Source organism: Pseudomonas sp. BGA-UO-ETr-WB11 (genome assembly GCF_059567785.1).
The window spans coordinates 346,855-360,835 of the sequence record NZ_JCAQOS010000008.1 but is presented as its reverse complement, the minus strand read 5'-3'; the positions used below and the strand labels follow the sequence as shown (position 1 = coordinate 360,835).

Annotated in this window: 15 protein-coding genes; 13 read left to right on the top strand and 2 right to left on the bottom strand. The window is 64.1% G+C overall.

Annotation, left to right across the window (positions count from 1 at the left end; translation table 11 throughout):
* Position 1 precedes the first annotated feature (1 nt).
* Entirely contained in the window at positions 2 to 724 is a 723-nt protein-coding gene (gene rph, locus AC56DI_RS15425) for a ribonuclease PH (RefSeq protein WP_496346943.1), read from the bottom strand.
* A 180-nt stretch (positions 725 to 904) separates the two neighbouring features.
* On the opposite strand from rph, the gene AC56DI_RS15420 reads away from it, so the two are divergent.
* The 7 genes from AC56DI_RS15420 (at position 905) to AC56DI_RS15390 (ending at position 6,868) form a co-directional block, all read left to right on the top strand.
* Positions 905 to 1,768, top strand: coding sequence for a YicC/YloC family endoribonuclease (locus AC56DI_RS15420; RefSeq protein ID WP_496346942.1), 864 nt, complete (start codon positions 905 to 907; stop codon positions 1,766 to 1,768).
* Positions 1,769 to 1,982: 214 nt separating this feature from the next.
* Positions 1,983 to 2,600, top strand: a complete 618-nt coding sequence (gene gmk / locus AC56DI_RS15415; protein WP_422586976.1) for a guanylate kinase — start codon at positions 1,983 to 1,985, stop codon at positions 2,598 to 2,600.
* Between the two features lie 172 nt (positions 2,601 to 2,772).
* Positions 2,773 to 3,036 (top strand): DNA-directed RNA polymerase subunit omega, encoded by a 264-nt coding sequence (gene rpoZ, locus AC56DI_RS15410; RefSeq protein ID WP_324520481.1) that lies wholly within the window; start codon positions 2,773 to 2,775, stop codon positions 3,034 to 3,036.
* A 60-nt stretch (positions 3,037 to 3,096) separates the two neighbouring features.
* Entirely contained in the window at positions 3,097 to 5,205 is a 2,109-nt protein-coding gene (spoT, locus tag AC56DI_RS15405) for a bifunctional GTP diphosphokinase/guanosine-3',5'-bis pyrophosphate 3'-pyrophosphohydrolase (protein WP_496346941.1), read from the top strand.
* Positions 5,206 to 5,291: 86 nt separating this feature from the next.
* Positions 5,292 to 5,672 (top strand): RidA family protein, encoded by a 381-nt coding sequence (locus AC56DI_RS15400; protein ID WP_324520483.1) that lies wholly within the window; start codon positions 5,292 to 5,294, stop codon positions 5,670 to 5,672.
* Positions 5,673 to 5,738: 66 nt separating this feature from the next.
* The gene (locus AC56DI_RS15395; RefSeq protein ID WP_496346940.1) at positions 5,739 to 6,473 is read left to right on the top strand and encodes a hypothetical protein; all 735 of its coding nucleotides are present in this window, start codon (positions 5,739 to 5,741) and stop codon (positions 6,471 to 6,473) included.
* Positions 6,474 to 6,664: 191 nt separating this feature from the next.
* Positions 6,665 to 6,868, top strand: coding sequence for a hypothetical protein (locus AC56DI_RS15390; RefSeq protein ID WP_496346939.1), 204 nt, complete (start codon positions 6,665 to 6,667; stop codon positions 6,866 to 6,868).
* A 152-nt stretch (positions 6,869 to 7,020) separates the two neighbouring features.
* Here the strand turns inward: AC56DI_RS15390 and AC56DI_RS15385 are convergent, their stop codons facing one another.
* Positions 7,021 to 7,884: an NAD-dependent epimerase/dehydratase family protein gene (locus AC56DI_RS15385; protein WP_496346938.1), complete on the bottom strand. Its 864-nt coding sequence runs from the start codon at positions 7,882 to 7,884 to the stop codon at positions 7,021 to 7,023.
* A gap of 188 nt (positions 7,885 to 8,072) precedes the next feature.
* Here AC56DI_RS15385 and AC56DI_RS15380 point away from each other — a divergent pair, with 188 nt between their 5' ends.
* From AC56DI_RS15380 to recG, 6 genes are all read left to right on the top strand, one after another.
* Entirely contained in the window at positions 8,073 to 8,450 is a 378-nt protein-coding gene (locus tag AC56DI_RS15380) for a DUF2946 family protein (RefSeq protein ID WP_496346937.1), read from the top strand.
* A 298-nt stretch (positions 8,451 to 8,748) separates the two neighbouring features.
* Positions 8,749 to 9,669: a tonB-system energizer ExbB gene (exbB, locus tag AC56DI_RS15375; protein ID WP_496346936.1), complete on the top strand. Its 921-nt coding sequence runs from the start codon at positions 8,749 to 8,751 to the stop codon at positions 9,667 to 9,669.
* 9 nt (positions 9,670 to 9,678) lie between these two features.
* Complete coding sequence (gene exbD / locus AC56DI_RS15370) at positions 9,679 to 10,104, top strand: TonB system transport protein ExbD (RefSeq protein WP_496346935.1); 426 nt, start codon at positions 9,679 to 9,681, stop codon at positions 10,102 to 10,104.
* A complete protein-coding gene (locus AC56DI_RS15365; RefSeq protein WP_496346934.1) occupies positions 10,101 to 10,823 on the top strand; it encodes an energy transducer TonB family protein in 723 nt (240 codons plus the stop codon). Before exbD ends, AC56DI_RS15365 begins: the two co-directional genes overlap by 4 nt.
* A 74-nt stretch (positions 10,824 to 10,897) precedes the next feature.
* The gene (locus AC56DI_RS15360) at positions 10,898 to 11,821 is read left to right on the top strand and encodes a hydrogen peroxide-inducible genes activator (RefSeq protein ID WP_496346933.1); all 924 of its coding nucleotides are present in this window, start codon (positions 10,898 to 10,900) and stop codon (positions 11,819 to 11,821) included.
* 9 nt (positions 11,822 to 11,830) lie between these two features.
* Positions 11,831 to 13,906, top strand: coding sequence for an ATP-dependent DNA helicase RecG (gene recG, locus AC56DI_RS15355; RefSeq protein ID WP_496346932.1), 2,076 nt, complete (start codon positions 11,831 to 11,833; stop codon positions 13,904 to 13,906).
* The last annotated feature ends 75 nt before the right edge of the window (positions 13,907 to 13,981 follow it).

The window sequence follows — 13,981 nt, the reverse complement described above, 5'->3', positions numbered from 1 at the left end:
GTTAATCGGCCAGGGCCGCTTGCTGCAGCTCAAACAGTTCCTGCATGCCCTTTTGCGCCAACGCCAGCATGGCATTCAGTTCGGAGGGCTGGAACGGCGCGCCTTCGGCGGTGCCCTGCACCTCGATGAAACCACCGGCGGCAGTCATCACCACGTTGAGATCGGTTTCCGCTGCCGAATCTTCCGGGTAGTCGAGGTCCAGCACCGGCTCGCCCTGGTACATGCCCACCGACACCGCAGCAACCATCTGCTTGAGCGGGTCGCCAGCCTTCAGGCCGCCACGCTTCTTCATCAACTTCAGCGCATCCACCAGGGCCACCATGGCGCCGGTGATGGAAGCGGTACGGGTGCCACCATCGGCCTGAATAACATCGCAGTCGATGTACAGGGTGTTCTCGCCAAGCTTGGACATGTCCAATGCAGCACGCAGCGAACGACCGATCAGGCGCTGGATTTCCAGGGTACGACCACCCTGCTTACCGCGACTGGCTTCACGCTGGTTACGATCGCCCGTGGCGCGCGGCAACATGCCGTACTCGGCGGTCAACCAGCCCTGGCCCTGGCCTTTAAGGAAGCGCGGGACGCCGGATTCAACACTGACCGTACAGATCACTTTGGTGTCGCCAAACTCCACCAGCACCGAACCTTCGGCATGTTTGGTGTAGTTACGGGTGATACGGATCGAGCGCAGCTGATCGGCAGCACGGCCACTGGGACGCTTCATCGGGGAATACCTGTTCGGGACTGAATTTTCCCCGCCATTATAGGGCCCAGGCGCCTGCCGGGACATCGCCGAATTCTCCGGCGGCCGGCACTACGCCGAACATCACCGATTGGGCGGCCCCGGCGACTGCGCTACAATCCACCGCCTCGACAACCGACATCACCGCCCAGAGGTACGCCCATGGTGCACAGCATGACCGCCTTCGCCCGTACGGAACGGGCTGGCACCCACGGCACCCTGAGCTGGGAACTGCGCTCGGTAAACCACCGTTACTTGGAGCCCCAGCTGCGCCTGCCGGAAGCCTTTCGCGACCTCGAAGGCAGCGTGCGCGACGCCCTACGCCAAGGTTTGTCGCGCGGCAAAGTGGAATGCACCCTGCGCTTCACTGAAGAATCCACCGGCAAGGCCCTGCAGCTGGACCGCGAACGCGCCGCCCAACTGATCAGCGCCGCCGAGAGCATCGCCAGCCTGATCAAGCAGCCCGCGCCCCTCAATCCCCTCGAAGTGTTGGCCTGGCCCGGCGTACTGGTGGCCGATGGCACCGACCCGCAGGCGCAAAACGCCGAAGCCATGCAACTGTTCAACCAGGCTCTGGATGAGCTGAAAAACGGCCGTGGCCGTGAAGGCGCCGAGCTGGCCAAACTGCTCAACGAGCGCCTCGACGCCATGACGACGGAAGTCGCCACCTTGCGCGAGCTGGTGCCGCAGATGCTCGCCACCCAGCGACAGAAGATCCTCGACCGCTTCACCGAGATGAAAGCCGAACTCGACCCCCAACGCCTGGAGCAGGAGCTGGTGTTGCTGGCGCAGAAGAGCGACGTGGCCGAAGAGCTGGACCGCCTCAGCACCCACGTCAGTGAAGTGCGCCGCGTGCTCAAGGCCGGCGGTGCCGCCGGGCGTCGCCTGGACTTCCTCATGCAGGAGCTCAACCGCGAAGCCAACACCCTCGGTTCCAAAGCCTTCGACCCGCGCAGCACCCAAGCCGCCGTCAGCCTTAAGGTGTTGATCGAGCAGATGCGCGAACAAGTCCAGAACATCGAGTAAAAACTACTGCACTAGGCTATGCCGCGTTGAAATCAGGCTCACAGTCCTTAGACTGAACGCACTTCAGTGCGGCCCCGAAGGGGCGAGTGAAGCGAGTCAAATGCTCATTTACAGTCGTAAACTCCGCTTTCTCGCCTGATTTCGCCTTGCCTAGCCGTCGCTCGCTACGTTTTTAAAGACCTAATTGAAAAACCGCCAGCCCCGGGAAATTCTTATGGCCACCACCGGCACCCTGTATATCGTTTCTGCCCCCTCCGGCGCCGGCAAGACCAGCCTGGTCAAAGCCCTGATCGAGGCCCAGGAACAAATCCGCGTATCGGTCTCGCACACCACCCGCGCCATGCGTCCGGGCGAGGTCGACGGGGTCAACTACCACTTCGTCGCCCGCGAAGCCTTTATCGAAATGCTTGAGCGCGACGAGTTTCTCGAACACGCCGAAGTGTTCGGCAACCTCTACGGCACCTCGCAGCGCTGGCTGGAGCAGACCCTCAAGGAAGGTTACGACCTGATCCTGGAAATCGACTGGCAGGGCGCCCAGCAGGTGCGCCGCCTGATGCCGCAGGCCAAGTCGATCTTCATTTTGCCGCCGACCCAGGAAGCTCTGCGCCAGCGTCTGGACAACCGCGGCCAGGACAGCGACGAGATCATCGACGGGCGCATGCGTGAAGCGGTCAGCGAAATGAGCCACTACGTCGAATACGATTACCTAGTGATCAACGACGACTTCAAGGTCGCCCTCGACGACCTGAAAGCCATTTTTCGTGCCAATCAGCTGCTGCAAAACCCGCAACAGCAACGCCACGCGGATTTACTCAGCCAGCTGCTGGCCTGACTCCGCGCCAGCCAGGCCGCTGCCTGCAGCCGCTTTCGGGCGGCTGGCGGCGCGTTCGCGGCCAGCCCCGACACAAACAACGCTTCCCTTAAGGCGGGTGATTTTTTAGACTATCCAGTCCGCTCGCCCATTTGGGCACAGCTTTATCTCGCTATTTGCTACGAGGAACACCATGGCCCGCGTTACCGTTGAAGATTGCCTGGAGAACGTCGCTAACCGCTTCGAGCTGGTCATGCTGGCCACCAAGCGTTCCCGTCAACTGGCCACCGGCGGCAAAGAGCCCAAGGTAGCCTGGGAAAACGACAAACCCACCGTAGTAGCCCTGCGCGAAATCGCTGCCGGCCTGGTGGACTACGACGTCATCGCTCAAGACGACATCGTTGAAGACGAACCGCTGTTTGCCACATTCGAGGACGAGGCCAACGAGGCCTTGTAAGTCCATGGTGGGTCGACGTCGTACGGTACAGAGTCCCAGAGCACGGCAGGAGCATTGCACTTGCCGAGCATAGACAACCTCGCCGAACGACTTTCGACCTACCTCGGCAGTGACCAGGTCAACCTGGTCCGCCGCGCTTACTTCTACGCTGAACAAGCCCACGACGGCCAACGCCGACGCAGCGGCGAAGCCTACGTAACACACCCCCTGGCGGTCGCCAGCATCCTCGCCGACATGCACATGGATCATCAAAGCCTGATGGCCGCGATGCTGCATGACGTCATCGAAGACACCGGGATTGCCAAGGAAGCGCTCACCGCGCAATTTGGCGAAACCATCGCCGAACTGGTCGATGGGGTCAGCAAACTGACCCAGATGAACTTCGAAACCAAAGCCGAAGCGCAAGCGGAAAACTTCCAGAAAATGGCCATGGCCATGGCCCGTGATATCCGCGTGATCCTGGTCAAGCTGGCCGACCGCCTGCACAACATGCGCACCCTCGACTCCATGCCCCACGAGAAGAGCCGGCGGATCGCCAAGGAAACCCTGGAGATCTACGCGCCGATCGCCAACCGGCTGGGCATGCACAGCATGCGCATCGAGTTCGAAGACCTTGGCTTCAAAGCCATGTACCCGATGCGCTCCGAACGCATCCGCGGCGCCGTGCGTCGCGCCCGTGGCAACCGCAAGGAAATCGTCAACAAGATCGAAGAGTCGATCAGCCACTGCCTGACCCGCGAGGACATGCAGGGCGAAGTGCATGGCCGTGAGAAGCACCTGTACAGCATCTACCAGAAGATGCGCGGCAAGCGCCGCGCCTTCAACGAGATCATGGACGTCTACGCCTTCCGCATCGTGGTCGACAAAGTTGACACCTGCTACCGCGTGCTCGGCGCCGTGCACAACCTGTACAAACCTTTGCCGGGGCGCTTCAAGGATTACATCGCGATCCCCAAGGCCAACGGCTACCAGTCGCTGCACACCACCTTGTTCGGCATGCATGGCGTACCGATTGAAATCCAGATCCGCACCCGCGAGATGGAAGAGCTGGCCAACCACGGCATTGCTGCCCACTGGCTGTACAAATCCGCCGAAGACGACCAGCCCAAGGGCAGCCACGCGCGCGCCCGCCAGTGGGTCAAGGGCATCCTTGAACTGCAGCAGCGCGCCGGCAATTCGCTGGAATTCATCGAGAGCGTGAAGATCGACCTGTTCCCCGACGAGGTCTATGTCTTCACCCCCAAGGGCCGGATCATGGAGCTGCCCAAGGGCTCCACGGCGGTGGATTTCGCTTATGCGGTGCACACCGACGTCGGCAACAGCTGCATCGCCTGCCGCATCAATCGCCGCCTGGCGCCGCTGTCGGAGCCGCTGCAAAGCGGCTCGACGGTGGAAATCGTCACCGCCCCCGGCGCCCGGCCGAACCCGGCCTGGCTGAATTTCGTGGTCACCGGCAAAGCCCGCACCCATATTCGCCACGCGCTCAAGCTGCAGCGCCGCTCCGAGTCGGTCAGCCTCGGCGAGCGTCTGCTGAACAAGGTACTGGCCAGCTTCGGCACCCACCTCGACTCGCTGCCGGTGGAGCGCATTCAGGCCGTCCTCGACGAATACCACATGGCGTTGAGCGAAGACCTGCTGGAAGAAATCGGCCTGGGCAACCGCATGGCCTTCGTGGTGGCGCGCCGCCTGCTCACCGAAAATGGCGAGCAACTGCCCAGCCATGAAGGACCGCTGGCGATCCGCGGCACCGAGGGCCTGGTGCTCAGCTACGCCAAGTGCTGCACGCCAATCCCCGGCGACCCGATCGTCGGCCACCTGTCGGCCGGCAAAGGCATGGTCGTGCACCTCGACACCTGCAAGAACATCAGCGACATCCGCCACAACCCGGAGAAATGCATCCAGCTGTCCTGGGCCAAGGATGTCAGCGGCGAATTCAACGTCGAACTGCGCGTCGAACTGGAACACCAGCGCGGCCTGATTGCCCTGCTGGCCAGCAGCGTCAACGCCGCCGACGGCAACATCGAGAAGATCAGCATGGACGAGCGCGACGGTCGCGTCAGCGTCGTGCAGCTGGTGGTCAGCGTCCACGACCGCGTCCACCTGGCCCGCGTGATCAAGAAACTGCGCGCGCTCAAAGGGGTGATGCGCATCACCCGCATGCGTGCCTGACGCCCGCCCATCGGCGTCCAATCTGCGCAAATCAGTCAACACCGCGTCCGGGTGCAGCCCGGCCTGAATCTCACTAGGAGTTTTTTATGAGCAAGACCGTTATCAGCAGCGACAAGGCCCCCGCCGCCATCGGCACCTACTCGCAAGCCATCAAGGCCGGCAACACCGTATACATGTCCGGGCAGATCCCCCTCGACCCCAAGACCATGGAACTGGTCGAAGGCTTCGAAGCGCAAACCGTGCAGGTGTTCGAGAACCTCAAAGCCGTGGCCGAAGCCGCCGGTGGTTCGTTCAAGGACATCGTCAAGCTGAACATCTTCCTCACCGACCTCAGCCACTTCGCCAAGGTCAATGAAGTGATGGGCCGCTACTTCGAACAGCCGTACCCGGCCCGCGCCGCCATCGGCGTTGCCGCCCTGCCACGCGGTGCAGCCGTTGAGATGGATGCCATTCTGGTCATCGAATAACACCTGCACGCGACGCTCAGGGGGCTCTCGGCAGCGAGGCCCCCTGTTTATTTTGAGGTATCCCCCATGCGTTCCTTTCTCTGCCTGCTGGCGTGCCTGACCCTGCTCGGCGGCTGCGCCAGCAAACCCAAAGACCCCAGCGGCATCTGGATCAACCAGGCAGCCATCGACGCCGCCGTGGACAGCCAGCACCTGCGCGAAGCGCTGCTGGCCTACGGCCCGAACCTGGAGTGGAATCTCAACAGCGCCCGCCAACAGGCGACCTTCAGCAACGGCTTCGAGCTCGCCGATGGGCAGCTGAACGCGCAAGCAGATGGCCTCTGGCAGGTCAGCTTCTATGGCGAGCATCACGAAGTGCTCAAGCCCGAGGGCGAATTGCTGATCCAGCAAGCCAGCGCCACCTGGCCCGAGCAGCGCTTTGCCCGACCCAAGGTCAAGGTCGATGCCGCGGCGCCGGCCGGCAGCAGTTTTGAATACAGCCTTTACGAGGCCTTTCTCGCCGGCAGCTGGAAGATTCGCAGCGGCCCCGGTGAAGGCGGCCTGGTGATCTTTCATGCCGACGGCAAGCTCGACGGCCTGCCCGGCGCCGAACGCTTCGCCCTGTGCCTGGCTGGTGACTGCGCGGCCATGAGCGGCGAGTACGACAGCCTGTGGTTGCAACTGGGCCAGGAAGGCAATGAGTGGATCTTCGTTCGCGACGGCGATCAGCTGCAGATCTTCGAAGCCCTCAACCGCGCGCAACCGGACGAAATGCCCGACCTATATCCCGGTCCGCAACGCTGGCTGCTGGAACGCGACTAATAGGCCGCTGAAAAACTACCTGCGTTGCCATCGCGGCGTTAAAAGCAGGCTAAAAATGCTCATTTACACCTCGTAAACTCCGCTTTTTAGCCTGCTTTTGCCTTGCGCTGACTGCCTCGCCAACGTTTTTCAACGACCTGTTACCCTGCCTCAGCGCTGAACACCTCCATATTTCTTCAGGATCCATGACCATGCGCGCCGAACGCGACGAAGACGACCTCCGCCCGCTCCGCACCCAGCGCGGCCCACAGCACAAAACCGAACGCCGCCTGGCCTATGAAATCGCCCTAGGCATCATCCTCGGTGGCGTGGGTTTGTGGCTGCTGAATGCCGGCGCTGTGTGGCTGATGGCCAAGTTCATGCTGCAGAACCTGCAGTTGCAGCTGCCCGGCTAACAGGTCGTTGAAAATGTTGGCGAGGCCGCCAAGACAAGGCAAAAACAGGCGAAGAAGCGGAGTTTACGTGTTGTAAATGAGCATTCTGAGACGCCGCGTCCCGGCCTGTTTTTAACGCCGTATTGGCAACGTAGGTAGTTTTCAACGGCCTGTTAAGGCGTCTCAGCCGCCAACAGCGCGCCATAGCCTTCGCGATACGTGGGGTATTGCGGCGCCCAGCCCAAGGCGCGGGCGCGGGCATTGCGGCAACGCTTACTGCCGGCGCGGCGCACCGTTGACTCGGCGGACCAGCCGCTAACCGCCAGCGTCTCGCGCAACCAACCCACCACCTCATGCAACGGCGCCGGCGCGTCGTCGACGCCGATATAGCACGTATCCAACGCCACCCCACGACCATCCGCCAGCAGCAGAAAAGCCAGCAATCCGGCGGCATCGTCGACATGAATGCGGTTGCCATACAGCGGCGGCTCGCTGACCACGCGGTAGCCTTGGCGTACCTGATTGAGCAGCCACTGCCGGCCCGGCCCGTAGATACCCGTGAGACGCACCACGCTGGCCGGCAGACCGCTGCCCAGCAGCAATTGCTCGGCCTCCAGCATGATCCGCCCGGAATAACCTGCGGGTTCGGTCGCCGAGGTTTCGTCCACCCACTCGCCGCCGCCCTGGCCATACACGCTGGTGCTGGAGACAAACAGCACCCGCCGCGGCCGCTGCCCGTGCTGCGCCAGCCAGCCCAATACATGGCGCAGACCATCGACGTAAGCCGCGCGATAGCCGGCTTCGCTGCCTTCGCTGGCGGCCAGGCAATAGACCAGATAATCCAACTCGCCCGTTGGCCAGGCCGGCGGGCATTGATCACCGTGGAGGTCCGCCGCCACCGCCAGTACTCCGGCCGGCAAGCGACTGGTGTCACGGCGCATGCCGTGCACCGTCCAGCTCTGCGCCAGCATCTGCAGCGCCAAACGGCTACCAACATCGCCGCAACCGGCAATCAGCAACGAAGGTGAAGAGGTCATGGGCAGGCTCCGAAAATAAAGGGGGCCAGCCTACTCCGCAGCCTCAGCAGCGCCAAGCAGGCATGCTCAACTACGCCACAATGACCTCTGCAGCCTGCGCGAAAAGACACGCCAGCCGTGGCCTGCAGCACCGGCACTGCGACAAATCGCCCAGCCCCGAAGCATTTTGGCCGTGCTAAAGTTTCTGCATGAATCTGCGCCGCCATCACCGCTCGCTCCTGGCCTGGACGCTCTATGCCTGCGTCTTGTTCAACGCGTTCGCCTGCAGCCTGGGCCATGCACAGAGCGCCGGCCTGCAACTCAGCGGCCTCGACAGCCTGTTCTGCAGCATCGACGGCAGCGCAGCCACAGACAGCGCCGATGACAGCCAGAGTGGCCTGCCCGGCAGCCCCAGTTGTGCGCTGGGCAGCACCATCACCCTCAGCATTGGCCTGTTGCTAGGCCTCAGTTGGCTGCTACGTCGCGGCCACGAGCACTTGCGCCCCCACTCGCCCGAGCGACAGCTCGCGCCACGCGTCACCTGGCCCAGCGCCAACCCTCGCGCCTCCCCAGCCCTGTCGTGCTGATCAGCCCCCTGCGCGCTTAGCCGCATAGCGGCCACACTGCGCTTACGACCGTTATCCACTCTGCCTCGCCCGTCGCGGCTGATAAACGCGCTGACTGAACGAGCATGACCAAAGCGCTATCCACCTGACTCCCGGCCCGAGTGCTCGGCCGTCTGGCGGCGCGGCAGCAGCGACATATTCGCCAAATGAGCATGGGAGGCTTTATCAAGTGATAATGATTTGCAATAATGAGCTAACTTCTACCGCCTCGCCTCCTACGGCGGCAGCGCCCAACTCTTCTTTTACCGGACCGGCCACCATGAACCTGACGTCCCTTCGCATGCCCGCCTTGTCCTTTGTCCGCGCCCTGTTGGCCGCTGCCGCCCTAGCCTGCGCAGCCGTCTCCGCACCTAGCATGGCCGACGAACCGCTGCCGCCAGCAACCGCTGTCGTCGCCACCAACACTGCGCCAGCCGCCGGGAATGAAACCGCCACGGCAAACACCGAAGCGCCACTCGACGAGGCCCTACTCAGCCACGACATGTCGCCCTGGGGTATGTTCCAGAACGCTGACGTGATTGTCCGGGGCGTGATGATCGGCCTGGCCCTGGCCTCGGTGCTCACCTGGACCATCTGGCTGAGCAAAGGCATTGAATTGCTTGCCGCTAAACGCCGCCTGCAGGCCGAGCTGCGCAGCCTGAAACAGGCCCGCTCGCTGAACGAGGCTCAGCGCACCCACCAGGGCGGCCTGAGCCAGCTGCTGATCGAAGATGCCCAGCATGAGTTGGCGCTGTCGGCCCAGGCCCGCGGCAACGACGGCATCAAAGAGCGCGTCAGCTTCCGTCTGGAACGCCTGGTGGCCGCCAGCGGCCGGCAGATGAGCAAGGGCACCGGCGTATTGGCCACCATCGGCTCGACCGCACCCTTCGTCGGCCTGTTCGGCACCGTCTGGGGGATCATGAACAGCTTTATCGGCATCGCCAAATCGCAGACCACCAACCTCGCGGTGGTCGCCCCTGGCATCGCCGAAGCGCTGCTGGCCACGGCCCTGGGCCTGGTGGCGGCGATCCCAGCGGTGGTCATCTACAACGTCTTCGCCCGTTCAATCACCGGCTACAAGGCCCAGGTGGCGGACGCCTCGGCCCAGGTGCTGCTGCTGGTCAGCCGCGACCTCGACCTGCCGGGCAACGAACGTGTGGCGCCGGCCAAGAACCCGCCGCATATGGTCAAGGTGGGTTGAGAAAACGCCATGGGCCTGCATCTACGCGAAGGTGACGACGACCTTCAGGAAAACCACGAAATCAACGTCACGCCCTTTATCGACGTGATGCTGGTACTGCTCATCATTTTTATGGTGGCCGCGCCGTTGGCCACCGTTGACGTCAAAGTCGACCTGCCAGCGGCCAGCGCCACCCCGCAACCGCGCCCGGACAAGCCGCTGTACCTGACGGTGAAGGAAGACCACAGCCTGTTTCTCGGCGACCAGCCGATCGAACGCACGCAACTGGCCCAGGCTCTGGACCAGCAAACCCAGGCGAAGAAGGACACCACAATCTTCTTCCGCGCCGATAAGCACGTCGAATACGCCGACTTGATGGCCGTGATGAACGAATTGCGCGGCGCCGGCTACCTGAAGATTGGCCTGGTCGGTCTTGAAACGGTGGCCCCACGATGAACGCGCCCCGCTACCATCTGCCGCGCTGGACCCTGAGCCTGGCCCTGGTGCTCGGCCTGCACATCGGCATCGGCGTACTGGCGCTGAACTGGCGCAACCCGGCCCTGGCCGTGGAGCTACCGCCACCCGCCGCGCTGCTGGTGGAGCTGGCACCACTGCCCGTCGTCACCCCGCCGCCACCCGCACCGGCGGCGCAACCATTGCCTGAGCCGTTGCCACCGCCCGTGGTGGCGCCAAAACCCAAGCTGGTTCTGGAGAAGCCCAAGCCTAAGGCCCGACCGACGCCACCCAAGCCCGTGATCAGCCCGGTCAAACCGCAACAGCCTACGCCAGCCAAGCCCACCCCGACGCCCCAGGTAGCGCCCGCCAGTACTCCAGCAGCACCCGCTGCGGCGACCGTCAGCAGTGCCGCCAGCCAGGCCGCCAAGCAATCCTGGCAGAGTCGCCTGCTCGGTCACCTGGCGCGCTACAAGCGCTACCCCAACGACGCCCGCCGACGCGGGATCGAAGGCACCAGCCAGGTGCGCTTTAACCTGGACCACAGGGGCAAGGTGCTGAGCATTGAACTGGCCAAAAGCTCCGGCAACGCGTCGCTGGACCGCGCCACCCTGGCCATGATCCGCCGCGCCTCGCCCGTGCCCAAGCCGCCGGCCGAGTTGCTCACCGCCGGCCAACTGGAAATCGTCGCGCCCTTTATCTACAACCTCAAGCGCGGCTGAGCCGCGACGCTCAAGGTGGTTGGTTCCATTGAAGACAGCGGCTATGCTTGGCCGCATCTCAATGGACTATGACTATGACCCTGACCGAACTGCGCTACATCGTCACCCTGGCCCAGGAACAGCATTTCGGTCGCGCCGCCGAGCGCTGCCACGTCAGCCAGCCAACCCTGTCGGTGGGGGTCAAAAAGCTCGAAGACGAGCTGGGCGTGATGATCTTCGAGCGCAGCAAAAGCGCCGTGCGCACCACCCCGGTGGGCGAGGGCATTGTCGCCCAGGCGCAGAAGGTGCTGGAATCCGCCCAAGGCATTCGCGAGCTGGCCCAGGTTGGCAAAAACCAGCTGGCCGCACCGCTGCGGGTGGGTGCCATCTACACCGTCGGCCCCTACCTGTTCCCCCATCTGATTCCACAGTTGCACCGGGTCGCCCCGCAGATGCCGCTGTATATCGAAGAAAACTTCACCCATGTACTGCGCGACAAACTGCGCAACGGCGAGCTGGACGCAATCATCATCGCCCTGCCGTTCCAGGAAGCCGACGTGCTGACCAAGGCGCTCTACGACGAGCCCTTCACCGTCCTGATGCCCGCCAACCACCCATGGACAGCGAAAACCAGCATTGACAGCGCCCTGCTCAACGACAAGAGCCTGCTGCTGCTGGGCGAAGGCCACTGCTTCCGCGATCAGGTGCTGGAAGCCTGCCCGACTCTGGGCAAGGGCGGCGAGATCAACAAACACACCACCGTGGAATCCAGCTCGCTGGAAACCATCCGCCATATGGTCGCCTCCGGCCTGGGCATCTCGGTGCTGCCGCTGTCGGCGGTGGACAGCCACCACTACGCGCCAGGCGTGATCGCGGTGCGCCCACTGACCCCGCCGGTGCCGTTCCGCACCGTAGCGATTGCCTGGCGCGCCAGCTTCCCGCGGCCCAAGGCGATTGACGTGCTGGCCGATTCGATTCGCCTGTGTTCGGTGGCCCGCGCGCCCCAGCAAGACGCCTAAGGCCGCGCCGTGAGCGAACTGGCCACGGTTTCCGTTACCGCGCTCAAGGGCGTGGGCGCCGCCCTGGCCGAGAAACTCACCAAGGTCGGCCTGGAAACCCTGCAGGACGTCCTGTTCCACCTGCCCCTGCGTTATCAAGACCGCACCCGTATCGTGCCCATCGGCGCCCTGCGCCCTGGCCAGGATGCCGTGGTGGAAGGCACCGTGGCGGGCGCCGACGTGGTCATGGGCCGCCGCCGCAGCCTGCTGGTGCGCCTACAGGATGGCAGCGGCACCCTGTCGCTGCGCTTCTACCACTTCAGCCAGGCGCAGAAAGAGGGGCTGAAACGCGGCACCCTGGTGCGCTGCTACGGCGAAGTACGCCCTGGCTCCTCCGGCCTGGAGATCTATCACCCGGAATACCGCGCCCTGAGCGGCGGCGAACCGATCGCCGTGGAACAGACCCTAACGCCGATCTACCCGACCACCGAGGGCCTGACCCAGCAACGCCTGCGCCAGCTCAGCGAGCAAACGCTGGCGCGCCTCGGCCCCCACAGCCTGCCCGACTGGCTGCCGGCAGAACTGGCCCGCGAGCATGAGCTGGCGCCCCTCGATCAGGCCCTGCGCTACCTGCACCGGCCGCCGCCGGATGCCGACCTCGACGAGCTGGCCGAAGGCCGCCATTGGGCCCAGCACCGCCTGGCCTTCGAGGAACTGCTGACCCATCAGCTGTCGATGCAGCGCCTGCGTGACAGCCTGCGCAACCAGCACGCCCCGGCATTGCCCAAGGCCCAGCGGCTGCCGGCGCAGTATCTGGCTAACCTCGGCTTCGCCCCCACCGGCGCCCAACAGCGGGTCGGCGCCGAGATCGCCTACGACCTCAGCCAGCACGAACCCATGCTGCGCCTGGTACAGGGCGATGTAGGCGCCGGCAAGACCGTGGTCGCCGCCCTCGCGGCGCTACAAGCGCTGGAAGCTGGCTATCAAGTGGCACTGATGGCGCCCACTGAGATTCTCGCCGAGCAGCACTTCATCACCTTCCAGCGCTGGCTGGCGCCGCTCGGCCTGGAGGTCGCCTGGCTGGCCGGCAAGCTTAAGGGCAAGGCACGCGCCAGCGCCCTGGAGCAGATCGCCGGCGGCGCACCGATGGTGGTTGGCACCCACGCGCTGTTTCAGGACGAGGTGCAGTTCAAGCGCCTGGCCCTGGTGATCATCGACGAACAACACCGCTTCGGCGTGCAGCAGCGCCTGGCTCTGCGCAAGAAGGGTGTCGACGGCCGCCTGTGTCCGCACCAACTAATCATGACCGCCACACCGATCCCGCGCACCCTGGCGATGAGCGCCTACGCCGACCTCGACACCTCGATCCTCGACGAACTGCCGCCGGGCCGCACCCCAGTCAACACCTTGCTGGTGGCCGACAGCCGCCGCTTCGAGGTGATCGAGCGGGTGCGCTCGGCCTGCCATGAAGGCCGCCAGGCGTATTGGGTCTGCACCCTGATCGAAGAGTCCGAGGAGCTGACCTGTCAGGCGGCGGAAACCACCTTCGAGGACTTGTCCGCGGCCCTCGGCGGCCTGCACGTCGGCCTGATCCACGGGCGCATGAAGCCGGCCGAGAAAGCCGCGGTGATGGACCAGTTCAAGCAAGGCCAACTGCAATTGCTGGTGGCCACCACGGTGATCGAAGTCGGCGTCGACGTGCCCAACGCCAGCCTGATGATCATCGAAAATCCCGAGCGCTTGGGCCTGGCCCAGCTGCATCAGCTGCGCGGCCGGGTGGGTCGCGGCAGCGCCGCCAGCCATTGCGTGCTGCTCTATCACCCGCCGCTGTCGCAGCTGGGGCGCCAGCGCCTGGGCATCATGCGCGAGACCACTGACGGCTTTGTCATCGCCGAAAAAGACCTGGAACTGCGCGGCCCCGGCGAGATGCTCGGCACCCGCCAAACCGGCCTGCTGCAGTTCAAAGTGGCCGACCTGATGCGTGATGCCGACCTGCTGCCGGCGGTGCGCGACGCAGCCCTGCGCCTGTTAGCCGAGTGGCCGCAACACGTCAGCCCGCTGCTGGAGCGCTGGTTACGCCATGGCCAGCAATACGGCCAAGTGTGACCTGCCCCGCAGCCAACCTGTCGATGATTCATCCAAGCCCCAACTCGCTGGTTATACTCAGCGCAGACGCCCCCT